At 73.1% G+C, this 22,411-nt stretch carries 23 protein-coding genes; 7 read left to right on the top strand and 16 right to left on the bottom strand.

What is annotated here, in order from left to right:
- Positions 1 to 121: 121 nt before the first annotated feature.
- From C7C45_RS18625 to C7C45_RS18600, 6 genes are all read right to left on the bottom strand, one after another.
- Positions 122 to 394: a DUF4235 domain-containing protein gene (locus C7C45_RS18625; RefSeq protein ID WP_110564953.1), complete on the bottom strand. Its 273-nt coding sequence runs from the start codon at positions 392 to 394 to the stop codon at positions 122 to 124.
- Positions 391 to 765, bottom strand: a complete 375-nt coding sequence (locus C7C45_RS18620) for a DUF3618 domain-containing protein (RefSeq protein WP_110564952.1) — start codon at positions 763 to 765, stop codon at positions 391 to 393. The genes C7C45_RS18625 and C7C45_RS18620 overlap by 4 nt, the downstream gene beginning before the upstream one ends.
- The gene (locus C7C45_RS18615; RefSeq protein ID WP_110564951.1) at positions 762 to 1,196 is read right to left on the bottom strand and encodes a phage holin family protein; all 435 of its coding nucleotides are present in this window, start codon (positions 1,194 to 1,196) and stop codon (positions 762 to 764) included. Before C7C45_RS18615 ends, C7C45_RS18620 begins: the two co-directional genes overlap by 4 nt.
- A gap of 494 nt (positions 1,197 to 1,690) precedes the next feature.
- On the bottom strand, positions 1,691 to 2,878 hold the full coding sequence (locus C7C45_RS18610; RefSeq protein WP_110564950.1) for a mechanosensitive ion channel family protein: 1,188 nt from the start codon (positions 2,876 to 2,878) through the stop codon (positions 1,691 to 1,693).
- A gap of 83 nt (positions 2,879 to 2,961) precedes the next feature.
- Positions 2,962 to 3,783 carry a DUF1206 domain-containing protein gene (locus C7C45_RS18605; RefSeq protein WP_110564949.1) on the bottom strand — a complete coding sequence of 274 codons (822 nt, stop codon included), beginning with the start codon at positions 3,781 to 3,783 and terminating at the stop codon, positions 2,962 to 2,964.
- 58 nt (positions 3,784 to 3,841) lie between these two features.
- Positions 3,842 to 4,207, bottom strand: coding sequence for a hypothetical protein (locus C7C45_RS18600; protein ID WP_425271146.1), 366 nt, complete (start codon positions 4,205 to 4,207; stop codon positions 3,842 to 3,844).
- 95 nt (positions 4,208 to 4,302) lie between these two features.
- On the opposite strand from C7C45_RS18600, the gene C7C45_RS18595 reads away from it, so the two are divergent.
- Both C7C45_RS18595 and C7C45_RS18590 read left to right on the top strand, forming a co-directional pair.
- A complete protein-coding gene (locus tag C7C45_RS18595; protein ID WP_110564947.1) occupies positions 4,303 to 5,529 on the top strand; it encodes a cysteine desulfurase-like protein in 1,227 nt (408 codons plus the stop codon).
- The gene (locus C7C45_RS18590) at positions 5,526 to 5,813 is read left to right on the top strand and encodes a GNAT family N-acetyltransferase (protein WP_110564946.1); all 288 of its coding nucleotides are present in this window, start codon (positions 5,526 to 5,528) and stop codon (positions 5,811 to 5,813) included. Before C7C45_RS18595 ends, C7C45_RS18590 begins: the two co-directional genes overlap by 4 nt.
- A gap of 67 nt (positions 5,814 to 5,880) precedes the next feature.
- Here C7C45_RS18590 and C7C45_RS18585 read toward each other — a convergent pair whose 3' ends face one another.
- Positions 5,881 to 7,371, bottom strand: a complete 1,491-nt coding sequence (locus C7C45_RS18585) for a glycoside hydrolase family 3 protein (RefSeq protein ID WP_110564945.1) — start codon at positions 7,369 to 7,371, stop codon at positions 5,881 to 5,883.
- A 217-nt stretch (positions 7,372 to 7,588) separates the two neighbouring features.
- Between C7C45_RS18585 and C7C45_RS35540 the strand changes: the two genes are divergently transcribed.
- The 4 genes from C7C45_RS35540 (at position 7,589) to C7C45_RS18570 (ending at position 11,062) form a co-directional block, all read left to right on the top strand.
- On the top strand, positions 7,589 to 7,714 hold the full coding sequence (locus C7C45_RS35540; protein ID WP_255421242.1) for a hypothetical protein: 126 nt from the start codon (positions 7,589 to 7,591) through the stop codon (positions 7,712 to 7,714).
- A 99-nt stretch (positions 7,715 to 7,813) separates the two neighbouring features.
- Positions 7,814 to 8,764 carry a TIGR03557 family F420-dependent LLM class oxidoreductase gene (locus C7C45_RS18580; RefSeq protein ID WP_110564944.1) on the top strand — a complete coding sequence of 317 codons (951 nt, stop codon included), beginning with the start codon at positions 7,814 to 7,816 and terminating at the stop codon, positions 8,762 to 8,764.
- Between the two features lie 74 nt (positions 8,765 to 8,838).
- Positions 8,839 to 10,470, top strand: coding sequence for a RecQ family ATP-dependent DNA helicase (locus tag C7C45_RS18575; protein WP_110565014.1), 1,632 nt, complete (start codon positions 8,839 to 8,841; stop codon positions 10,468 to 10,470).
- Between the two features lie 88 nt (positions 10,471 to 10,558).
- A complete protein-coding gene (locus C7C45_RS18570; RefSeq protein WP_110564943.1) occupies positions 10,559 to 11,062 on the top strand; it encodes a hypothetical protein in 504 nt (167 codons plus the stop codon).
- Here C7C45_RS18570 and C7C45_RS18565 read toward each other — a convergent pair.
- Entirely contained in the window at positions 11,052 to 12,641 is a 1,590-nt protein-coding gene (locus C7C45_RS18565) for an MFS transporter (RefSeq protein ID WP_482805343.1), read from the bottom strand. The two genes, C7C45_RS18570 and C7C45_RS18565, sit on opposite strands and share 11 nt — an antisense overlap.
- Positions 12,642 to 12,724: 83 nt before the next feature.
- Here C7C45_RS18565 and C7C45_RS18560 point away from each other — a divergent pair, with 83 nt between their 5' ends.
- Positions 12,725 to 13,486: a TetR/AcrR family transcriptional regulator gene (locus tag C7C45_RS18560; RefSeq protein WP_110564942.1), complete on the top strand. Its 762-nt coding sequence runs from the start codon at positions 12,725 to 12,727 to the stop codon at positions 13,484 to 13,486.
- 246 nt (positions 13,487 to 13,732) lie between these two features.
- Here C7C45_RS18560 and C7C45_RS18555 read toward each other — a convergent pair whose 3' ends face one another.
- From C7C45_RS18555 to C7C45_RS18520, 8 genes are read right to left on the bottom strand one after another with little or no spacing between them, the layout of a single operon-like run.
- On the bottom strand, positions 13,733 to 14,716 hold the full coding sequence (locus tag C7C45_RS18555; protein ID WP_110564941.1) for a DNA topoisomerase IB: 984 nt from the start codon (positions 14,714 to 14,716) through the stop codon (positions 13,733 to 13,735).
- On the bottom strand, positions 14,700 to 15,653 hold the full coding sequence (locus C7C45_RS18550) for a glycosyltransferase family 9 protein (RefSeq protein ID WP_110564940.1): 954 nt from the start codon (positions 15,651 to 15,653) through the stop codon (positions 14,700 to 14,702). The genes C7C45_RS18555 and C7C45_RS18550 overlap by 17 nt, the downstream gene beginning before the upstream one ends.
- Entirely contained in the window at positions 15,650 to 16,351 is a 702-nt protein-coding gene (locus C7C45_RS18545; protein ID WP_110564939.1) for an SDR family oxidoreductase, read from the bottom strand. The genes C7C45_RS18550 and C7C45_RS18545 overlap by 4 nt, the downstream gene beginning before the upstream one ends.
- The gene (locus C7C45_RS18540) at positions 16,348 to 17,817 is read right to left on the bottom strand and encodes a PfkB family carbohydrate kinase (RefSeq protein ID WP_110564938.1); all 1,470 of its coding nucleotides are present in this window, start codon (positions 17,815 to 17,817) and stop codon (positions 16,348 to 16,350) included. Before C7C45_RS18540 ends, C7C45_RS18545 begins: the two co-directional genes overlap by 4 nt.
- Before the next feature lie 16 nt (positions 17,818 to 17,833).
- Positions 17,834 to 18,538: a D-sedoheptulose-7-phosphate isomerase gene (locus C7C45_RS18535; protein WP_110565012.1), complete on the bottom strand. Its 705-nt coding sequence runs from the start codon at positions 18,536 to 18,538 to the stop codon at positions 17,834 to 17,836.
- The gene (locus tag C7C45_RS18530) at positions 18,535 to 19,752 is read right to left on the bottom strand and encodes a glycosyltransferase (RefSeq protein ID WP_110564937.1); all 1,218 of its coding nucleotides are present in this window, start codon (positions 19,750 to 19,752) and stop codon (positions 18,535 to 18,537) included. The genes C7C45_RS18535 and C7C45_RS18530 overlap by 4 nt, the downstream gene beginning before the upstream one ends.
- Positions 19,737 to 20,711: a glycosyltransferase gene (locus C7C45_RS18525; RefSeq protein WP_110564936.1), complete on the bottom strand. Its 975-nt coding sequence runs from the start codon at positions 20,709 to 20,711 to the stop codon at positions 19,737 to 19,739. The genes C7C45_RS18530 and C7C45_RS18525 overlap by 16 nt, the downstream gene beginning before the upstream one ends.
- Entirely contained in the window at positions 20,708 to 22,387 is a 1,680-nt protein-coding gene (locus tag C7C45_RS18520) for an HAD-IIIA family hydrolase (RefSeq protein WP_110564935.1), read from the bottom strand. Before C7C45_RS18520 ends, C7C45_RS18525 begins: the two co-directional genes overlap by 4 nt.
- Positions 22,388 to 22,411: the final 24 nt, after the last annotated feature.

The raw sequence follows: 22,411 nt of genomic DNA, 5'->3' as shown, positions 1-22,411 counted from the left end.
CTGGAACGAATTTCTCCGACATGTGACCTGACGGATGCCTTGGATCCGCTGGGCGGCGTCCGACACCATGCGAAAGCCCCCTTCCCATCGATGCGGGAAGAGGGCTGAGGTCGCTGTGTGGTCAGTCCGGCCAACTGCCGGTCATCCGGCGGACGCCGACCGCGCCGCCCCGGTCCACGGCGGCCCGGACGACCGCGAAGATGGCCCCCTGCAACGCCGCGGCGGCCAGGATCTCGCCCCAGCCGCGATCCTCGTCGGTCGCGCTGGGCGCCTCGCCGTCGCCCGCCGTGACCTTCCAGACCTGCCGGAAGATCGCGCCGGCCACCGCGCCCGCGGCGAAACCCAACAACACGCCGACCGGCCGGTACGCGGCCTTGCCGATACTCTTGCTCACCTACGCCTCCCCCGCACGATCATCAGTACCACCACGGTGGCCACCGCACCGGCAGCGATAGCCGCCCACGGCAGCGGGTTGCGGCGCAGCACCTCGCCCCTGTCGTGCGCCTGCGCGCGCACCAACCCACCCTTCTCGTAGGCCTGTGCCCGCGCCATGCCGGCGCCTCGCACCGCCTGCCCGCGAACCCGGGCGACGGTCTGCGCCGCCTGCTCGCGCATCCGCTCCTTCGCCTGGCCGGCGGACTCCTTCAGGCGCGCCTTGACGTCGGCCTTGGCGGCCAACGCCTCCATCGTCTCGCCCAACTCGACCCGGGTGCGACGAATCTCCTCACGGAGCGCCTCCGTGTCGCCGGTCCCGTTGCCCGTCATTGCCGCCCCCTGTCCTTCACGGCGGCGGCGACGGTGTCCATGTCGGCCCTGAGGCTGCGGACCGTGGCCGACGGCATCGGCGGGACGGCCCGGCTGACCTGCTTCTTGCCCACCAGGGCGAGGATGCCGGCCACCAGGAAACAGGCCACCGTCACGATCAGCGCGGCGGCCCATGCGGGCAACACCAGGTCGAGCAGCAGGATCGCCGTGGCGACCAGCGCGCCCAGCCCGAAGAATGCCAGGGCCCCGCCGCCGCCGAACAGGCCGATTCCGATGCCTGCGTGCTTGCCCTTCTGGGTCAACTCTGCCCGGGCCAGCGCCAGTTCGTCCCGCACCAGGCGGGAGACCTGCTCGGTGGCTCGTTGCACCAACTCGGCGGTGGAGGGCTCGCTCCCGTTGCGGGATGTGCGGGCGTTCGCCACGTCAGCCATGCTGTCCTCCTTTCCTCATCACCGCGCTGTATGCCCGAAGTCGCCGCCCGTCAATCCTAAGACGCGCCGAGCAGCTCACCGTCCCCGTTGTCCGGACGCCGCGCCGGAGAGCCGGAACCCCGGCCCAGTCGATCGCGCCAGAGACGTCCGGCAGCAGATCCCCCACCCAAGCCCGACCAAACCTCCCACCCGGACCCCTCTCCCCCGCCCACCCACATCGGCAGGGCTGACCATGAGGATGGCGGGGGAAAAACCGGGCATACCTCCCCGCCAAGTCCATGATCGTCGCGGCTACGGGAGCAAGATCGACACAACGTCGCCGTGGTTGGGGTATCCCGTGCGCCGGATACCGCAATGTCGGTGATCTGGAGTTGACCATGCCGATGGCAGGCCACGGAGGCCTACCCATGGTTGGCCGTTGGGCGATTTGTCCGGTCTAGGCATGTCGGGCCCGGCCGGCCACCGTCGTGTGTGGGGTGGGTGTTCCGGACGGGTCAGGGGCGGGATTCCTCGGGGCCTACGAAGGCTTCGCTGCGGGCCTCGCCGTCGTCGCTGCCGCCGAAGACACGCGCGTCGTCCGGCGCCTCGGTGTCGGTGCGGCGGCGGACGGGCCGCCTCGGCTGCACCCACTGCCAGGGCAGGTCGCTGCTGGAGTCGCCCAACTCGGTGCGCAACCGGGGCATCGCGGTCGGGCGATTGTCCCGGATCCAGGCCACCAGGTGTTCCCGGACGAGGCAGCGCAGGTCCCACAGACTGCCCGCGTCGGCGGCGCTGACCAGCGCGCGCATCCGCACCATCCCGCCGGTGGCGTCGGTGACCTGCAGGACGCAGACCCGCCCGTCCCACAGCTCGGTGCCCTCGACGAGGCGGCGCAACTCCTCGCGCATCGTCTGCACCGGCACCGCCCAGTCCACGTCGAACTCGGCGGTGCCGAGCACCGCCGACTCGGTCCGGGTCCAGTTCTGGAACGGCTTGCTGGTGAAGTACGAGGTGGGCAGGATCAGCCGCCGGTCGTCCCAGATCTGGACGACGACGTAGCTCAGGGTCAGCTCCTCGATCCGACCCCACTCCCCCTCGACGACGACCACGTCGTCGAGCCGGACGGCGTCGCTGAAGGCGAGCTGCAGGCCGGCGAAGACGTTGCCGAGCAGGCTCTGCGCGGCGAGCGCGGCCACCACACCGACCACGCCGGCCGAGGTCAGCACACCGGCGCCGATGCCACGCACGCTCGGGAAGGTCATCAGCATCACGCCGACGGTCAGGATGACGATCACCGCGATGGTCAGTCGGCGCAGCATCACCACCTGGGTCCGGACCCGCCGGGCGTGCCGGTTGTCGGGGACGTCGACCCGGAACCGGGCCAGCGCGGTGTCCTCCACGACGATCAGCAAGGCGGCGACCAGCCAGGCGGTGGTGGCGATGACAGCGAGGACGAGCAGGTGCAGCGACTGCCGACGCCAGGTCTCGCCGACCGCGTACCCGGTGCTGAAGCGCACGGCGAACTGCACGGCGAGGACCGTCGCGGCGACCTGGAACGGGCGGTGCGCGTGATCGGTCAGCTCGGTCAGCAGCTGTGACCGACGGCCGAACCGGCGGGTCAGCCGGTGGACGACCTCGACCAGGAACAGGGCGACCGCCGCCGCGACGAGCGCGGCGACGGCCGTTTCGAGATAACTCTGCACGGCTTCGAGGCTCCCCTTCGATCAGGCGACGGGCACTCCGGGCAAAAGCCCAAGAGTGCCCGTCATCCTCAGATTCGACCAGCTCAGACCTTGCGGTACCGGGACTGGAGGAAGCAGAAGACGCCGAAGGCGGCGATGCCCAGGGCGACCAGGGTCAGCAGGAACACGCCGTAGGACTGCTCGCGCAGCGTGTGCAGCGCGGCGTCCAGACCACGGGCCTTCTCCGGGTCGTAGTTCACCGCCGCGACGATGACCAGCAGACCGGCGATGCCGTACGCGACGCCCTTGGCGATGTACCCGGCCATGCCCAGCCGGCGGGCCAGCGTGCGGGTCTTCGGGCTCATCTCACCGGTCTTGAGGTGCTTCTCGAACCGCTTGACGGCCCCGTAGATGACCAGGCCGACACCGATCGCGGCGAGCACCAGCCCGGCCAGGCCCACCAGCCAGCGGCCACCGCTGGAGGTCATCAGCTTGCCGGTCAACGCCTCCTGCTGGTCGGCGCTGTTCGACGAGGCGTCCTTGAAGACCTTGAAGGCGGTCCAGGCGAAGTAGAGGTAGACGATGGTCCGGCCGGCCGAGGCGAACCGTTCGGTGACCCGCTCCTTGCCCCGCTCGGCGCGGTGCCCGACCGCCGCCTCCAGCGCCTGCCAGATCGCCATCGCGAGCAGGCCGATCGCGGTGGCGATGACCAGGAACTTACCCAGGGGCTGTGCGGAGAGGGTACGCAGTGCGCCGGACTGGTCGCCGTCGTCGGACGACGTGCCGAACGCGATCTGCAACGCCAACCAGGCGAAGAGCAGGTGGACGATGCCGTAGCCGATGAAGCCGGCCCGGGCGAGGACTTCCAGCCACCGGCTGTCCGCCGTTCGGGAGGCGGTGGCTTCGGCGCTACGGGTGAGTGACATGGCGTCACAATCTCCGGTTTCGAAGATCCCCAAACGTCGGCCACCGCCGCCCGCCAGCTCAGCTGCCCGGGTTACGTGCTACGCGAATTTTGACCTGCTGGTCGGTGACGCTGTCCAGGGTGACCGAGAAACCACCGGCCTCGGCGGCCTGCTGCCCGGTGGTGAGGGTGAGCTGCTCCCCGGCGACCTCGACGGTCACCTGGTCGCCCTCGGCGCCGACCAGTTTGGCCTCGATGCCCAGGATGGTGGTCCTCGCGTCGACACCCCGATCGAAGGTGACCGTGCAGGCGTCCACCGCACAGTCGGTGGAGGCGCCCTGCGAGCTGCAGCCGGCGAGCACGGCAAGTCCGAGCGCCAGACCGGCGAAAAGGCCGGCAGCGCGGCGAATGGGGGCCATTGGGATGGTGGCGGGTCGTTTCGTCACCTCGCCAAGGGTACGAGACGAACGCGATGGCCCCGCCCAACGGTGATCACCCGGCGGCCGACCAGGGCACGAAGGGCACCGGCTAGGGTCCGGACATGCCCTTCGACATCGCCCGCACCCGGGCCGCCTACCCCGCCCTGACCGAGGGCTTCGTCCATTTCGACGGTGCCGGCGGCACCCAGACCGCGGCCGGTGTGATCGACGCGATCACCGCCGCCATGCGTACCGCGGTCGGTAACCGCAGCGCCGCCAACGTGCCGGGTCGCCGGTCGTTGGAGTTGGTGGCCGAGGCTCGCTCGGCGGTGGCCGACCTGCTCGGTGCCGACCCGTCCGGGGTGGTGCTGGGCCCGAGCGCCACCGCGCTGACGTACACCCTGGCCCGCACGGTCGGCGCGACCTGGTGCCCGGGCGACGAGGTGGTGGTCTCCCGGCTCGACCACGACTCGAACGTGCGGCCGTGGGTGCAGGCCGCCGAGGCGGCCGGCGCGACCGTGCGCTGGGCCGAGGTCGACCGGCACACCGGCGAGTTGCCCGCCGCCCAGTACGCCGACCTGGTCGGCGAGCGGACGCGGCTGGTCGCGGTCACCGCCGGCAGCAACGCCATCGGCACCATGCCGGACGTGCCGGCGATCGCCAAGACCGCGCACGCGGTCGGTGCGCTGGTCTACGTCGACGGGGTGCACTCGGTGCCGCACGGGCCGACCGACCTGACCTCGCTCGGTGCCGACTTCCTGGTCACCAGCGCCTACAAGTGGTCCGGACCGCACCTGGCGGCGATGGTGGCGGACCCGGCCCGGTGGGAGGCCCTGCACCCGGCGAAGCTGGTGCCGTCCTCGGACGCGGTGCCGGACCGCTTCGAGTACGGCACGCCGAGCTTCCCGCTGCTGGCCGGTGTGACCGCCGCGGTGGATCACCTGGCGGGCCTGGACCCGGACGCGGTCGGCGACCGGCGGGCACGGCTGAGGGCCGGGCTGGCCGCCGCTCAGGCACACGAGGAGGCCCTGTTGGACCGGCTGCTCGCCGGGCTGGCGGAGCGGCCGGCGATCACCGTCTACGGCTCGCCGGTCCGGCGGTGCCCGACGGTCTCGTTCCGGGTCGCCGGGATGTCACCGGCAGCCACCCACGAGGCGCTCGGCGCGGCCGGGTTCTGCCTCTCCGTCGGCGACTACTACGCCTACGAGTACTTCCGGTTGATGGGTCTGCGCGACAGTGGCGGCGCGGTGCGGGCCAGCATCTACCACTACAACACCGCCGACGAGGTCGACCGGTTGCTCGGCGAACTGGACGCGCTGATCGACGGTGCGGGGAGAATGGCCGGATGAGCACCCTGGTCGAGGACAACCCGGCGAAGCACCGCTTCGAGATCCTCATCGACGACGCGTTGGCCGGCTTCACCGCGTACCTGGCGCGCGGGGAGATCCTGGTCTTCACCCACACCGAGGTGGACCGGAACTTCCAGGGCAAGGGCGTGGGGGGCGCGCTGATGCGGGGCACGCTGGATGAGATCCGCGCCCGCGGCACCAAGGTGGTGCCGCAGTGCTCCTTCATGGCCGCGTTCATCGACAAGCACCCCGAGTACGCGGACCTGGTCGCCGACCTCCCCTAGCGCCGACCGGGTCGGCGCCGACCGGATCAGCGCCGGCCAGATCGGCGTCGGCCCGTCCGGCCCCCGGTCAACGGGTGCCGGTCAGTACCTCGGCGGCGGCCCGGCCGCTGGCCCGGGTGGCGCCGTGGGTGGCCAGGTGCACCGTCCCGGTGATCAGCTCGGGCACGCCCAGCTCGACCACGACCGCGTCCGGGCGGGCGACCAAGGCGCGCTGCACCGCCGCGCGCATCCAGTCGTGCCGGTGCAGGTCGCGGACCACCAGGACCAGTGGGCGGGAGCCCGCCCCGGCGCCGGGGTCGGCCGGTACATCGGGTTCGGCGTAGCGGACCGTGTCCGTGCCGGGCAGCAGCTCGCCCAGCGGTGCGCCGATGCCCCACGGGGTCTCCGCACCGATGGCGATGTTGCGCAGCGGCTCGAACTCGACGACGTGCGCGGCGCGGGTCAACGGCAGCGCGACCGTCGCGCTGGGGCCGGCGGTGACCCGGATGGCCCGGCGGGCGGCGACCAGCCCGACGTCGGCGGCGCCGCGCGCGACGGCCGAACCGGCGGTGCGGGCGGCCACCGTCCAGGCGGCGAGTTGACCGACCCGCTTGGCCGCCTCGGCGAGGCGTTCCTCGGGCAGCTCACCGGAGACGACCGCGGTGACGATGGCGTCGCGCAGCTCGCGGGCCGCCTGCTCGTCGGCCCGTTCGCCGCCGATGCAGATCGCGTCGGCCCCGGCGGCGAGGGCGCGGACCGTCGCACCGGCGAAGCCGTACCGGTCGGCGACGGCGCGCATCTCCACCGCGTCGGTCACCACCACGCCGGAGAAGCCCAGTTCGTCGCGGAGCAGCCCACCCAGGATGCGTCGACTCAGCGTGGCCGGCAGTTGCGGATCGAGGGCGGGCACCAGCAGGTGGCCGGTCATCACCGCCTGCACCCCGGCGGCGACGGCGGCCCGGAACGGAGCCAGCTCGCAGGCGTCCAGCCGGTCCCGGTCGGCGGTGATCCGGGGCAGATCGTGGTGTGAGTCGACGCGGGTGTCGCCGTGCCCGGGGAAGTGCTTGGCACAGGCGGCGACGCCTCCGGCCTGCAGCCCGCGGACCCAGGCGGCGGTGTGCCGCGCGACCAGCGCCGGGTCGGCACCGAACGAGCGGACGCCGATCACCGGGTTCTCCGGATTGGAGTTGACGTCGGCGTCCGGGGCGTAGTTGAGGGTGACCCCCGCCGCGGCCAGCTCGACGCCGAGGTCCCGGGCGACCGCCTCGGTCAGCCCCGGGTCGTCGACCGTGCCGAGAGCGAAGTTGCCGGGCCGGGAACTGCCGTGGACCGACTCGAGCCGGGTGACGTCGCCGGCCTCCTCGTCGATCGCCACGATGACGTCCGGACGCTCGGCGCGCAACGTCGCGGTGAGCGCCGCCACCTGCTCGGGATCGACGACGTTGCGGGCGAAGAGCACCACCGAACCGAGGCCCTCGCCGAGCCAGCGGCACACCCACGGTGGCGGGGTGGTGCCGACGAACCCGGGTTGCAGGACGGCGGCGGCGAGGGCCGGGAGGTGCCCGGTGGGCGTGGTCACGCCACCCCCTCCTGGCGGTTGGCGTCGGTCACCGGCGTCGATGCGCCCCCGTCGACCCGTTGGTTGCGCTCGCTCATGCGGCCCCCGTACCCCATCTCTCGCGCGCCCTCGGCGCACCGCCACCGGCCGGCGGTCCTGCCATGGTCACACCGGGCGATTCAATAGTCAATAAACCTTACAGTTGCCCCGCCGGCCCATTCCCCGGGAGAGTGCGGGGATGGACCCCGCCCTGCTGGCCGACGCGACGAGCCCGGCCGACATCCCCGGCGTACGCCTGCTCGGCCTGGTGGTCGGCGCTCTGCTGCTGCTCGCCGCGATCCGGGCGATGTTCGGCCGGCGCTGAGCACGACCCGCCGATCGACACCCCGGTTGACCGGTGTGACCGACCCCGACCGGGGTACGGGTCTGCCTGACAGCAGGTCCGCGTGCCGAAGGGGAGACCATGAAGATCGGTTACTTTCTGTCCAGTGAGGAGTTCACGCCAGCCGAACTGTTGGACCAGGCGCGCGGTGCCGAACGGGCCGGTTTCGAGGCACTGTGGATCTCCGACCACTACCACCCCTGGGTGGACGCACAGGGCCAGAGCCCGTTCGTCTGGTCGATGATCGGCGCGCTCAGCCAGGTCTGCGCACTGCCGGTGACCACCGCGGTGACCTGCCCGACCCTGCGGATCCACCCGGCGGTGATCGCCCAGGCGGCGGCGACCAGCGCGGTGCTGCACGGCGGGCGGTTCGTGCTCGGCGTCGGCACCGGCGAGGCGCTCAACGAGCACATCTTCGGCGACGCCTGGCCGCAGGCCGACGTCCGGCTGGAGATGCTGGAGGAAGCCGTCGAGGTGCTGCGGAAGTTGTGGACCGGCGACTTCGTCAACCACCACGGCAAGCACTACACCGTCGAGCAGGCCCGCATCTACACGCGGCCCGACACGCCCCCGCCGATCTACGTCTCCGGTTTCGGGCCGAAGTCCATCGACCTGGCCGCCCGGATCGGCGACGGCTACGTGACCACGATGCCGGACGCGGAGATGGTGCGCCGCTTCCGCGAGAACGGCGGCGGCGACAAGCCGTGCCAGGCCGGCTTCAAGGCGGCGTACGCCGACAGCGAGGACGAGGGCATGCGCGTCGCGTACGAGCGCTGGCCCAACGCCGGGGTGCCGGGTGAGCTGTCCCAGGTGCTGCCCTCACCGCGACACTTCGAGCAGGCCGCCGAGCTGGTCCGGCCGGAGATGCTGAAGGAGGCGTTCGTCTGCGGCAACAGTGTCGACGCCCACCTGGAGATGATCGACAAGTACGCCAAGGCCGGCTTCGACGAGCTCTACGTGGCGAACACCGGCCCGCAGTACCAGGGCCTGTTCGACCTCTACCAGCGTGAGGTCCTGCCCCGGCTGCGCTGAGCCCCGCAGCCGACAAGCCCATGATCGTCGGAACGTGTTTCGGCGGTCATGGGCTCGGGTACCTCCGGCCCTCGATGAAACTGTCCACGCACTCGATGACGCTGCGCCGCGCGGCGAGGAGCCTCTTCGGCTGGAAGGCGCTGCGGCCCAACCAACTCGCCGCCATGCGCGCGGTGATGAAGCGACGTGACGCCCTGGTGGTGTTGCCCACCGGTGCCGGCAAGTCGGCCATCTATCAGATTCCGGCCAGCCTGATCCCCGGCCCCACCGTGGTGATCTCCCCACTGCTGGCCCTCCAGCAGGATCAGATCGCCTCCCTCAACGAGCGGCAACGCCCGGAACTGCGGGCGGTGCGGATCAGCTCGAACGAGTCGCCCACCCAGCAGGCCCAGGCGATCACCGAGATCCGCGAGGGCCGGGCGGAGTTTCTGTTCATCACCCCGGAGCAGTTGAGCAACCCCGACCGGATGGCCGAGGTCGCCGCGCTGAAGCCGGCGCTGGTGGCGATCGACGAGGCGCACTGCATCTCGGCCTGGGGGCACGACTTCCGCCCCGACTACCTGGCGCTCGGGCACCTGATCGAGGGCATCGGCCGGCCACCGGTGGTGGCGCTGACCGCCACCGCGTCCCCACCGGTACGCGACGACATCATCGCCCGGCTGCGACTGCGCGAGCCGGAGGTGGTGGTCTCCGGGCTCGATCGGCCCAACCTGTTCCTGGAGGTGGCGCACTGCCCCACCGAGGACTACCGCTGGCGGCGTCTGATGGCACTGCTGCGCGACGAGGGGCGGCCGGGGATCATCTACGTGCCGACCCGCCGCGCCGCCGAGGAGCTCGCCACCCGGTTGAGCGACGCCGGCTTCCCGGCGCAGTCCTACCACGGTGGCATGTCGGCCGGTGCCCGCGCGGAACTGCACGAGGCGTTCCTCGCCGACCAGGTCCCGATCATGGTGGCGACCTCGGCGTTCGGCATGGGCATCGACAAGCCCAACATCGCCTGGGTGGTGCACATGGCGCTACCCGACTCCCCGGACAGCTACTTCCAGGAGATCGGCCGGGCCGGGCGCGACGGGCAGCCGGCCCGGGTGCTGCTGCTCTGGCAGGCCGAGGACGTCGGCCTGCAACGGTTCTTCAGCGGTGGGCTGCCCCACCACGACGAACTGCGCGACCTGGCCGCGTTGTTGCGGCGCAAGCCGGCCACCAAGACCGAGCTGCGCGAGACCACCGGCCTCGGGCCGCGCAAGCTGGGCCAGTATCTCTCCCTGCTGGAGCAGGTCGGCGCGGCCGAGCCGCGGGCCCGGCAGCGCATCGGCGCTCCCCGCTACTCCCCCACCCCGACCGACGCCGCCGCGTCGGCGCTGGGCGAGGCGGAGCGGCAGCAGACGGTGACCCGGTCGCGCACCGACATGATGCGGGCCTTCGCCGAGACCAGCGCCTGCCGGGGGCAGACCCTGCTGGCCTACTTCGGCGAGCAGATGACCGAGGTCTGCGGGCACTGCGACAACTGCCATGCCGGCACCAGCGTCACCGACCAGGGCGCGGTCGGGCCGTTCCCGGTGCACAGTCAGGTGCGCCACCCGGAGTGGGGGCACGGCATGGTGCTCTCCTACGAGGACGACAAGATGACGGTTCTCTTCGATGAGGTCGGGTACAAGACGTTGTCGGTGCGCGTGGTGTCCGAACAGGGCCTGCTGACCCTGGACTAGCCTGACCCGGGCACCGACGTGGAGCCCGGTGGATCGACCAAGCAGAGCTTCGATTGACCAAGCAGAGCGGGGCGGAAGGGGCATTGCCGTGATCGAGCAGCCGGCGTACACCGGTTTCGGTTTCTCCGACGGGGAGTGGGGGCTGCTGGTCGGCCTGCCGCAGTCGGTGCTGACCGCGGCGAGCGCCGCCGAGTCCGACGGCACCCGCCGGACCATGGCGGAGACCGCGGCCGGGCTGGAGACCATCTCCGCCGGCCGGGAGTCGGCCAGCCCGCTGGTCGCCGCCGTGGCCGGCGAGATCGTCACCCGGGTCGGTGACCCGGAGACCGGGGCGGAACTGCCGGTCATCGCGCCCGACGACCCGCGGGCGCTGATCGACGACGTGCTGCTGCGGGCCGGCCAGGCCGCCGCGCTGCTGGCCGGCCGCGTCGACGAGGGCGAGGCCGGCGCGTACAAGCACTGGCTCGTGAAGATCGCCGAGCAGGTGGTGGGTGCCGCGTCCAGCGGTGGGCTGCTGGGCATCGGCGGCGAGTCGGTGAGCGACTCCGAGCGGCGCTTCCGGGACCGGCTCGCGCACGTGCTCACCGACTGACCGACGACAACGACGTACCGGCCGGGTCGGTCGGCTCGGCGGCCAGTGCCGCGGGGTCGCCCGGCCGGACGCCGCGCAGCGCGACCAGCGCGGTGACCGCGCCCAGCACCATCGCCACCATGGCGGCGATCGCGGCGAGGTGCAGCCCGTCGGTGAACGCGACCCGGGCGGCGTGCAGCACCGCGTCGGCCAGATCCGCCGGCAGCCCCTTCGCCACCGCGAGCGCGCCCCCCAAGGTCTCCTGGGCCGCGTCACCGGCGTCGGCGGGCAACCCGGCCGGCAGGCCGTCGACGATCTCGCGACGGTAGACCGCCGCACCGACGCTGCCGAGGATCGCCATTCCCAGCGCCCCGCCCAGCTCGCTGCTGGACTCGGTCAGCGCCGACGCGACACCGGCCTGCTCGGGCGGCGCCGCGCCGAGGACCAACTCGGTGACGAGTGACATCACCATCACCAGACCACCCGCGTAGACACTCGCGCCGACGAGCAGCAGCCACAGCGGAGTCTCCGGTGTGACCCGGGTCAGCACCGCGAAGCCGAGCAGGGCGATCCCGAACCCCGCACCGATCAGGTACGACCGCTCGACGCGCTGGGCGAGCGCGGCGGCGGCCGGCGCGATGCCGCCTACGGCGAGGGACGGCACCAGGCTCCACAGTGCCGCCCGCAGCGGGCTCAGGCCGAGCACCAACTGGAGATGCTGGGTGGTGAAGATTGCGAAGCCGACGATGGCGAACATCGCCAGCAGGTTGACCGCGAGCGACCCGGCGAAGCCGCGCCGACGGAACAGGGCAAGGTCGACCATCGGGTACGCCCGGGTCCGCTGCCGGTGCAGGAACAGCGCGCCCACCAGCAGGCCGGCGACGATGGCGAGCACCCGCACACCGCTGACGCCGTCGCGGGCCATCTCCTTGATGCCGTAGATCACCGGCAGCAGCGCGGCGAGGGACAGTGCCGCGCTGAGCAGGTCGAACCGCCCGGTCGCCGGGTTGCGGAACTCGGGCACCAGGATCGGGGCGAGCAGGAGCAGCATCAGCATCGCCGGGATGTTGATCAGGAAGATCGAGCCCCACCAGAAGTGCTCCAGCAGGATGCCGCTGAGCACCGGGCCGATCGCGATGCCGCCGGTGAGGGTGGCGGTCCAGATGCCGATCGCGGTGCCACGCTGCTTGGCGTCGTGGAACATGTTGCGCACCAGGGCGAGCGTGGAGGGCATCAGGGTGGCCCCGCCGATGCCGAGGACGGCGCGCGCGGCGATCAGCGTCGCGGCGCTGTCGGCGTACGCGGCCAGCAGCGACGCCGCCCCGAACGCGGCGGCGCCGATCAGCAGGAGCCGGCGTCGGCCGATCCGGTCGCCCAGCGCGCCCATGGTGATGAGCAGCCCGGCCAGCACGAAGCCGTAGATGTCGAAGATCCAGAGTTGCTGGGTGCCGGTGGGGCGCAACTCCTCGCTGATGAACGGGACGGCGAAGTAGAGCACCGACACGTCCATCGAGACCAGGAGCAGCGGCAGCATCAGCACCGCGAACCCGATCCACTCCCGCCGGCCCGCTCGCGGAGCCGGTGTGGTCATCGTCGTCATGATCCAGTTCCCTTCTGCGTAGGTCGTACGCTGTAATGCGTAGACCATACGCAGAACTAGGATGGCGAGGCAAGGAGGAAAATGTGGCGGCGAAGACGGACGACAGCGGGCCGGTGCTCCCACCGGCCATCGAGAGCGCCTGGGGGCTGCGGGATCGGCCACCCAAGGGCCCCCGGCCCCAGATGAGCGTGCCCACCATCGTGGACGCCGCCGTCCGGGTGGCCGACGCCGACGGGCTGGCGGCCGTCTCGATGAGTCGGGTGGCCAAGGAGTTGGGCGCCGCCACCATGGCCCTCTACCGGTACGTCGGCTCGAAGGACGAGCTGCTGATGCTCATGGTGGACACCGGGTACGGCCCGCCGCCCGGCCCGCCCCCGGCGGAGGCCGACTGGCGTGCCGGCCTGACCCGGTGGGCCTGGGCCGACCACGAGGTGCTGCGGCGTCGGCCCTGGTTGCTGCACGTGCCGATCAGTGGCCCGCCGATCACCCCGCAGCAGCTCGGCTGGATGGAGGACGGGCTGCGCTGCCTCGACGACACCACCCTGGCCGAGGGCGAGAAGACCTCCGTGCTCCTGCTGATCACCGGCTACATCCGCAACGAGGCCTCGCTCACCGCCCAGATCATCGAGGGCAGCCGGGCCGCCGGGATCGAGCCGGGCGAGATGATGCCCGCGTACAGCCGGATGGTGGCGCGGCTCATCGACCCGTCCCGCTTCCCGGCGCTGCACCGGGTGCTGGCCGCCGGCGTGCTCGACCAGGACGACGACCCGGACGACGAGTTCACCTTCGGCCTGGACCGGATCCTCGACGGCATCGAGGCCCTGATCCGCCGGCGAGCGGCCTGAGGACACGGGATGCTGCACCGGGAGACCCTCGAGCCGGGCGTTCCGGGCGGCGTACGGGACGAGCCCGCAGGAGTATCGCGAAGGCGGGTCGCATCCGGCGCGGATCGTCAACCGCCCGGCGTCAATGGTCAACCCGTTACCGGCAGACTGACACCAACGCGGCCTACCACCCTGGTGGGCTGCGCCAACGGGGGCCGCGGCGAGGCGCCCGCCGCGCGTGCGGCGGGCGGCCGCCCGGTGGCCCGCTCAGGCCTCCTCCAGCAACTCCAGGACGAGCCGCTCAGCCTCCTCGCGCGGCGCCCGCGGGTCCACCGACGCCACCACCCCGTCGTGGTAGAGGTCGACCACCCGCGGATCCACGTACGACGCACGAGCCACCGTCGGAGTGTTTCCCAGCAGCTCGGCCACCGCGCGCATCACGGTGACCACCGCCTTGCGCCGGGCCGTCACCGAACGGGCCGGGCCGACGGTGGCCAACTCGGTGGCGGCGAGGACGGTGGCGTGCCAGGTGCGGAAGTCCTTGGCGGTCATCTCCCCACCGCTCGCGTCGCGCAAGTACCCGTTGACCTCGTCGCTGCGCACGTCACGCCACTCCCGACCGTCCCAGTAGCCGAACAGCCGGTCCGCCCAGCGCCGACGACGGCGCAGATTGACGAGCACCTGGCACAGTTCCGGGTCCTCGATTCGGCGTACCTGCTCGATGCCACCCTTCGCCGGAAACACGAAGACCACGCAGCCGCCCCGGGACCGGGCATGCTCGGGGCGCAGGGTGGACACCCCGTACGTCGGGTCGTCGCCGGCCGCGTACTGGTCGCTGCCGACCCGGAACATCCCCATGTCCAACAGGCGGGCCACCGTGGCCAGCACCCGGTCCCGGCCCAGTCCCCGACCGTCCAGGTCACGGCCCACCCGCTCCCGCAGCACCGGGAGCCGCCGAGCCACCTCCAGCATGTGATCGAACTTCGCCTCGTCCTGCTTCTCCCGCCACAGTGGGTGGTAGACGTACTGCTTGCGACCCGCCGCGTCGATCCCGATCGCCTGGATGTGCCCGTTCGGGTAGGGCGAGATCCAGACGTTCTGCCAGGCCGGCGGGATGACCAGCTCCCGCAGCCGGGCCAGGACAGCCGGATCCCGGACCGGAGCGCCGGTCGGGTCGACGAAGACCCAGCCCCGTCCGCGCCGGCGCCGTCCGTACCCCGGTCGTCCCGGGTCGCTACGCCGCAACCGCACCGGAGACCCGCACCACCCTCTCCACCTCGGACACGGCGGCCAGCACCTCGTCGAGACGCAGAGCCGTCATCGTCGGGTGGCTTCCTACCCCGTCCCACCTGGGCCAATCCCCGTCGCCGGCCCAGAGCACCCGGTGCCGGGGCCGGTCCGGTGGCGGCCCCCAGTGCGCCGGCGGCACCGGCCCGAAGAGGACGACCGAGGCGGTGCCGTACCCGGTGGCCAGGTGGGCCACCCCGGTGTCCCCGCTGACCACCAGCCGGGCGTGCGCCACCAGCGCGGCGAGCGCCCCGAGGTCGGTCCGGCCCGCCAGCACCGAGTCGGACGCCAGGCCGGCGGCGTCGGCCACCCGGGCCGCCAGCGCCCGTTCGTCTGCCGAGCCGGTGAGCAGCACCCGGTGCCCCCGGTCGGTGAGCGCCCGGGCCAGGGCGGCGAACCGCTCGGCGGGCCAGCGCTTGGCGGGGATCTTGCTGCCGGGATGCAGCACGGTGGCTCCGGTCGGCAACCCGGTCGAGCCGGGCCGACGCAGGCCGAGGTCGGTCCGGTCGGCCGGAATGTCGTACCAGGACAGCAGCCGGCACCACCGGTCCACCTCGTGCTCGTCGGCGGCCCACCGGGGGCCGTGCGCGCAGCCGGCCTCCGGGTTGGCGAAGGCGAGCAGCCGGCCGGGCCGGCTGGCGGCGAGCAACCGGTGCGACTGCGGGCCACGCCCGTGCAGGTTGACCGCGACCGCTGGGGCCGAACCGACCCGTAGCGGCCGATCCAGGCCCGTGGTGTCGACCAGCCGGTCGACACCACCGACCAGGTCCACCAGCGGGGCCAGCCAGGCGGGCGCGGCGAGCGCCAACTCCCGACCGGGGTACGCGGTCCGCAGCGCCCGCAGCGCGGGCACCGCGGTGACCAGGTCGCCGACGCCGAGGGCGCGCAGCACGAGGATCACGGGTACGAGGTCTCCTGCTCGGCGCAGACCACCAGCTCGCGCACGGCACAGCCGGGCGGCTGGTTGAGCGCGAACATGATCGCGGCGGCGGTGTGGGCGGGATCGTTGAGGATCGCGTCCGCCCCCGGTTTGTACTGCGGGTCACGTTCGTCGAAGAACGCGGTGCGCATACCGCCCGGGATGAGCAGCGTGACGCCGACCTGACCGGCGAGCTCGGCGGCGAGGGCGCGGGTGAAGCCGACCACCCCGAACTTCGCCGCGCAGTACGCCGTCGCGTCACTGACCGCCTTGACGCCCAGGGTCGAGGCGACCGTGACGATGCGGCCCCGGGAGGTCAGCAGGAAGGGCAGCGCGGCACGGATCACCGCCGCGGTGGCCAGCAGGTCGACGGCGACGATCCGGTCCCAGGTCTCGCCCGGCACATCGGCGAGTCGACCCGGAACGTCGGTGCCGGCGGCGGTGACCACCGCGTCCAGCCCACCGGACTGCTCGGCGAGATGCTGGGTGGCCACCTCGGCCGCCCGGGTGTCGGCCAGGTCGCACTCGGTCCAGCTCACCCCGTCGGCCGGGGGCTGCCGGTCCAGCACGACAGGTCGACCACCGGAGGCGGCCACCGCGGCGACCACCGCGGCACCGAGCCCACTCGCGCCGCCGGTGACCAGGACGGTGGGTCCGGCGCCGGACCGCGTGGCGGTCATCGGGTCCGCTCCCCGCTGGAGCGAACGATCATGTCGGTGGTGGAACGGCCGTCCAGGTAGGGCACCACCACCGTGTTCCCGCCCCACCGGCGCAGAACCTCCGCCTCCGGCAGAGTGGCGGTGGTGTCGCCACCGCCGGTGGCGTAGTCGCCGCCCTTGACCCAGATGTCCGGTCGCACCCAGGACAGCACCGCCTCCGGGGTCGGCTCGTCGAAGATGAGGACCGCGTCGACGCAGCTCATCGCGGCCAACAGCCGGCTGCGGTCCCCCTCGGACAGCACCGGTCGATCCGGCCCCTTCAGCCCGGCCACACTCGCGTCGGAGTTCACGCAGACGATCAGACAGTCGCCGAGCTGCCGGGCGGCCTGCAGGGTCGCCACGTGCCCGGCGTGCACCAGGTCGAAGCAACCACCGGTCGCCACCACCGTGCCGCCTGCGGCCCGGACCTCACCGAGGAGCGTGGCAACCGCCGCGACCCCCACCCGTTCACCCCCCGGACCGATGACGCCTGCCGACATCCGGCTGCCCTTCGTCCGCGATTGCGGGGCTCGCACCAACGACTCACTCCTCGCGCTCAGTGGCAGCGCCGCCGCCACTCCCCCACCAGCCACGTACGCGGACGCCTCGGCGACCGCCGCCTGCACCGCCTCGGAGACCAGCGCGCCCTGGGCCAACGCGAGGCTGGCGGCGGCCGCGAACCGGTCGCCGGCCCCGCAGGTGTCCCCCTCGGCGCTGCCCGGTGTCGGCACCACCAGCGGTGTCGACCCGGCGTGGCAGAGCAGCGCGCCGTCACCACCCAGCGTCACCGCGACCGCACCCGCCCGCCAGCGACGCCGTAGGCCCTGCGCGCCCCGCGACGCGGTGGCCAGCCGGGAGGCACCGGGGAGTGCGGGGACCAGTTCGCGCACCTCCGACTCGTTCGGGGTGGCCAGATGCACGCCGGGGATCGCCGCCGGGCCACGCGGGTGTGGGTCCCACACCACCGGCGCGCGGGTGGCCGCCAACGCGTCCCGCAGCGCGGGCTGCCGGGCCATCCCCCGGCCGTAGTCGCTGACCAGCACCGCGGACGCCGAACGGATCACCCGGAGCACCTCGTCGGAGGGCTGACCCGGCTCCCCGGAGGGGCCGCCGCGGTCGTGGCGCAACAGCACCCGCCCCCGGGCCCGCAGCCGAATCTTCTCCGGCGTCGCACCGGGCAGGGCCAGCGGGTACACCTGCACGCCGGCCGCGGCGAGCAGCACGCCCAGTCGGGCTCCGCCGGCGTCGTCGGCGAGCGCGGTCACCAGCACCACCTCGGCGCCCTGCGCGGCGGCGAACACCGCCGCCAGGCCTGCGCCGCCAGGTCGGTCGCTGGCCGCGGTCTCGTCGAGGACCGGCACCGGGGAGTCCGGGCAGAGCCGGTTCACCACCCCCTCCACGTCCCGGTCGAGCAGGGTGTCCCCGAGCACCACCACAGGTCCCCTCACGCTTGCCTCCCCATCGTCACGCGTCGACCTGCTGTCCGGTCCCACCGTCGAGCACCACCTCGACCCCGGCCCGCACCGGCCCGGACGGGAGCCGGCCCGCCGGCGCGGGCTCCTCCGGCGCGTGCTGGCCAACCGCTGGGCCGGTGGCCGCGGCCAGCTCTTGTTCGAGGTACTCGCAGAGCAGGTGACTGGTCACCAGGTGCAGCTCCTGGACGACCTGGGTGTCGGGGGACGCGACGGCCAGCACGTCGTCGCAGGCGTCGGCGAGGGGATTGGGGGCGGCGCCGGTGAGCGCCCAGGTCGTCAGACCGACGCTGCGCGCGGCCTGCGCGGCGCTGACCAGATTGGGGCTGGTGCCGCTGGTGCTGAGCAGCAGCAGAACGTCGCCGGGGCGACCGTGGGCGCGCACCTGACGGGCGTAGACGTCGGTGTAGCCGTAATCGTTGGCGATCGCGGTGAGCGCGCTCGTCTCGGCGTGCAGGGCGATCGCGGACAGCGGCTGACGGTCGTCGTGCAGCTTGCCCACCAGCTCGGCGGTGAGATGCTGGGCTTCGGCGGCGCTCCCGCCGTTGCCGGCGACCAGCAGGCGACCCCCGCCGGCCAGCCGGTGGGCAAGGTCGGCCCCCCAGCGCGCCAGCTGCGACTCGCACCGCCGGTACGGCACCAGCGCGGCGGCGAGATTCGTCAGGTGGGTGTCGAGCAGACTGCCCGCCGGCATCAGGCCACCACCCGGGCCGGCCGGCGCACGGCGGCCACCTCGCTGTAGACCTCGACCAGCCGCTCCGCGGTGGCGGCCCACGAGTACCGTGCCCGGGCCCGCTCACGCGCCGCCGCGGCGTACGCGAATCGCCTGATCCGGTCGTCGAGCAGCCCCTGGATCGCGGTGGCCAGCGCATGCGGGTCCCGTGCCGGCACCAGGTCACCGGTCGTCCCGTCGACCACGGTGTCGCGGATGCCGCCGACGGCGGTGCCGACCACCGGCACCCCACAGGCCATCGCCTCCAGCGGGGTCAACCCGAACGGTTCGTACCAGGGTGCGGCGACCAGCAGGTCCGCCGAGCGGTACCAGCGGCCCATCTCCTCCCGGGGTACCGCGCCGACCAGGTGCACCCGGTCGGCCACCCCGCACGACTCCGCGAGAGCCCGCAGCCGCCGGGCGTACGGGTCGGTCTCCAGCAGCCCTTCGGGCGGCCCGCCAACCACCACGCATTCGGCGTCCGGGACCAGCGCCATCGCGCGGATCACGGTCTGGAAGCCCTTGCGTTCGACCAGCCGGCCCACGGTCAGGATCCGGGCCCGCCCCGGTTCGCGATCAGCGGCCGGCCCGAGCGGCGCGAACGTGGCGAGGTTGACTCCGGAGGGCACGACGGTCATCCGGGACCGGGGCACCCCCATCCGGACCAGTTCGCCCACCTCGTCGCGGCACTGCGCGACGATCCGGTCCACCGAGCGGCCCAACTCCCGCTCGTAGGACACCCGCCGGGCCGGGCTGGTGTCCTGCACGCCCTGGTAGCGGCGCTTCACCGTGCCCAGCGCGTGGTACGTCTGCACCACCGGCACCCCGGTCTGTCGGCCGGCCGTCAGCGCCGCCAGGCCACTCATCCAGAAGTGCGCGTGGACCACCTCGGGCACCCAGTCCCCGCCCCGCCAGCGATCGACAAGCCACCGACTGAACTCCCGCATGTGCGGCAGCAGCGCGTCCTTGGCCACCGGCTCGGCCGGGCCGGCCGGTACGTGCACCACGTCGTACCCGTCCGGGCTGCGGACGGTCACCGGCAGGTCGAGCGCGTCCCGGCGGGTGTAGACCCGCACCTCGTGCCCAGCGGCGGCGAGCGCGGCGGACAGCTCCGCGACGTGCGTGTTCTGGCCGCCGGCGTCCTCCCCTCCGAGGACGGCGAGCGGGCTGGCGTGCTCCGAGATCATCGCGATCCGCATACTTCCTCCTCCAGCAGCCGGTCCCAGTCAGCGAGGAAACGGTCGAGGCCGTACCTGTCGCGCGCGGCGGCTCGTGCCGCCGCGCCGGCCTGGTGCGCGGTCGCCGGTTCGGCGATGAACCGGCGGGCGGCGTCGAGCAGGGTGTCGGTGCGGGTGGCGAGGGCCCCCGCCTCCGGAGGCACCGCCATCACCGCCTCGGTGGTGGCGAGCGCGACGACCGGCATGCCGATCGCCATCGCCTCGATGAGGCTGAGCCCGAGTGAGGTCCACCGGCACAGGTGCAGGTACGCACGCCGCCGGGCCAGTTCGGCGTGCATCCGGTCCTGGGGTACGTCGTCGTGGCTGGTGAGCCGGTCGGCGGGCAGCCCGAGGTGGTCGGCGAGGCCGGCGACGCCCATGCCGAACACGTCCAGCGGCGCGATCTCGGCGAACCGGGACAGCAGGTCGGTACCGGTGACCCGGCCTCGCCGTACCGGCTCGTTGATCACCACGGCGAGCCGGTCGAGCTCGCCGGTGTAGGACGCGGTGGGGGCGACGATGCCGTGGTCGACAACCGTGGTGCGGGAGGCGCCGGTGTCCCAGAAGATCTGGTTGAAGCCGGTGACGTGGGCGATGAGCAGGTCGTCGCGGTCGGCCATCGGGTGACGCGTGTTGGGCACGTCGCCCTTCGGGGTGTTGTGTTCGACGTAGATGGCGGGGACGTCGCGGCCGGGCCGGCGGCGCAGCCACGCCTCGGCCCGGTCGATCTCCTCGGGGCGTTGCAGGATGACCAGGTCGACGTCGGTGCCCGGCAGGTCCTCCGGGGTGACCTCGACCGCGCTGTCCGGCCACGGGTAGGTGCGGGCCCGGCCCAGGCCGTAGGGGCCGCGGTCGGGTGTGGTGGGGATCAGGTAGCGGTGGCTGCCGTGCACGAACGACGTGGTCCAGGATCCGTGCACGTGCCAGAGCAGGATGTTCATCGGCCGCCACCACCACCGCTGACGGCGAGCGTCCGCAGCGCGTCGACCACCTCGTCCGGGTCGATGCCGCTGAGGCAGGGGTGCCCGGGGACCGGGCAGTTGGCTGCGCGGGTGTCCCGGCAGGGCGTGGCGGCGTCGCCGAGTCGGACGGTGGGCACCCGGTAGGGCCCCCACTGGCCGAACGGAACGGTCGGCGCGAAGAGACTCACCACCGGCACGCCTGCCGCGGCGGCCAGGTGCGCGGGCCCGGTGTTGCCGACCACGACCGCGCCGGCGTCCGCCACGATCGCGGCCAGCCCGGCCAGGTCGGTCCGGCCACCCAGGTCGGTGCCGCCGGCCGCCGCGACCCGGGCGGTGACCCCACGCTCGTCGGCGCTGCCGGTGACCAGCACCCGGTGCCCGGCGGCGGTCAGCGCCCCGGCGATCCGGGCCGCCAGATCCGGCGGGCAGGCCCGACTCGACGCGGCCGAGCCGGGGTGCAGCACCACGTAGCCCGGGTCACCGAGATCGGCGGGGCGGGGCGCCACGGCGTCCCGGCGCAGCCGGAGCACGGGTTCGTCGCCGTCGGGCAGTCGGTGGCCCGCGGCGGCGGCGAGGGAGAGGGCACGTTCGGGTTCGGGGACGCCCACCGGCACCCGGTGCCGGATGTCCAGCAGCGAGCCCGGGTAGTCGTCGCTGATCGCCGCGATCCGGCCGATCCCCGCCATCCGCAGCAGCAGCGCCAGGGGCAGGGCGGACTGGTGGAACGAGGTGAACACCACCGCCTGGTCCGCGCCGACCGCGCCCAGGCGTGCGGTCAGGCCCCGCATGCCCTCCGGGTCGACCGGTGCCGGCATCGGGTCGATCCACGGCAGCGGGTGCTCGATGATCTCGTCGACACCGGGCAGCAGGTCGGCGGCGGCACGGCCGCGCGGCCCGCACAGCAGCACCACCCGCTGCGCTCCGGCCGCGACGGCGCGGATCGCCGGCCCGGTGACCAACACGTCCCCCGCCGAATCCGACCTGACCACCAGCGCTGTGCGCACCGGACCGCCGGGTGGGGTGGCGGGCTGCACGGCTTCTTGGCGGCGCAGGATCTCCTCCACCGCCGCCGGCAGGTCGTTGGCCACCCATCCGGCGGCGGCGACCTCCTCCGGCCGGGTCACCGGTGTCGGCACCAGCACCCCCGCGGCACCCGCGGCCAGCGCGGCGGCGACGTCCCGGCCGATGTCACCCACCAGTACGCACCGGGACGGGGTCGTACCCAACTCCCGGGCGGCGGCGTGCACCAGGCCGGGCGCCGGCTTGCGGCAGTCACAGCCGTCCGCGTCGTCGTGCGGGCAGACCAACCACGCGTCGAACCGGCCCAGCAGCTCCTCGACGCGGGCGTGCACCGCCCTCATCTGTTCGCCGGTGAAGTAACCGCGGGCCAGGCCCGACTGGTTCGTCACGACCGCCAGCCGCAGCCCGGCCGCCCGCAACCGGTCCAGCGCCGCCCGCGCCCCCGGCACCGACCGCACCTTCTCCGGATCACCGTTGTACGGCACGTCCTCGATCAGGGTGCCGTCGCGGTCCAGCAACACCGCGTCGTACAGGACTCCTCGGAGGCTCCCGAGGGACCCGGAACCGGCGCGGTCAGCAGCGGCGTACGCCCGGGCTGACCTGCGCTGATACGGATCCTCCTGGTCCTGTCGCACAGCCGGCGGGTTCCCTGCGCCCCG

The organism is Micromonospora arborensis (assembly GCF_003205615.1).
Classification (GTDB): domain Bacteria; phylum Actinomycetota; class Actinomycetes; order Mycobacteriales; family Micromonosporaceae; genus Micromonospora; species Micromonospora arborensis.
This window is presented reverse-complemented; position numbering and strand designations above follow the sequence as displayed.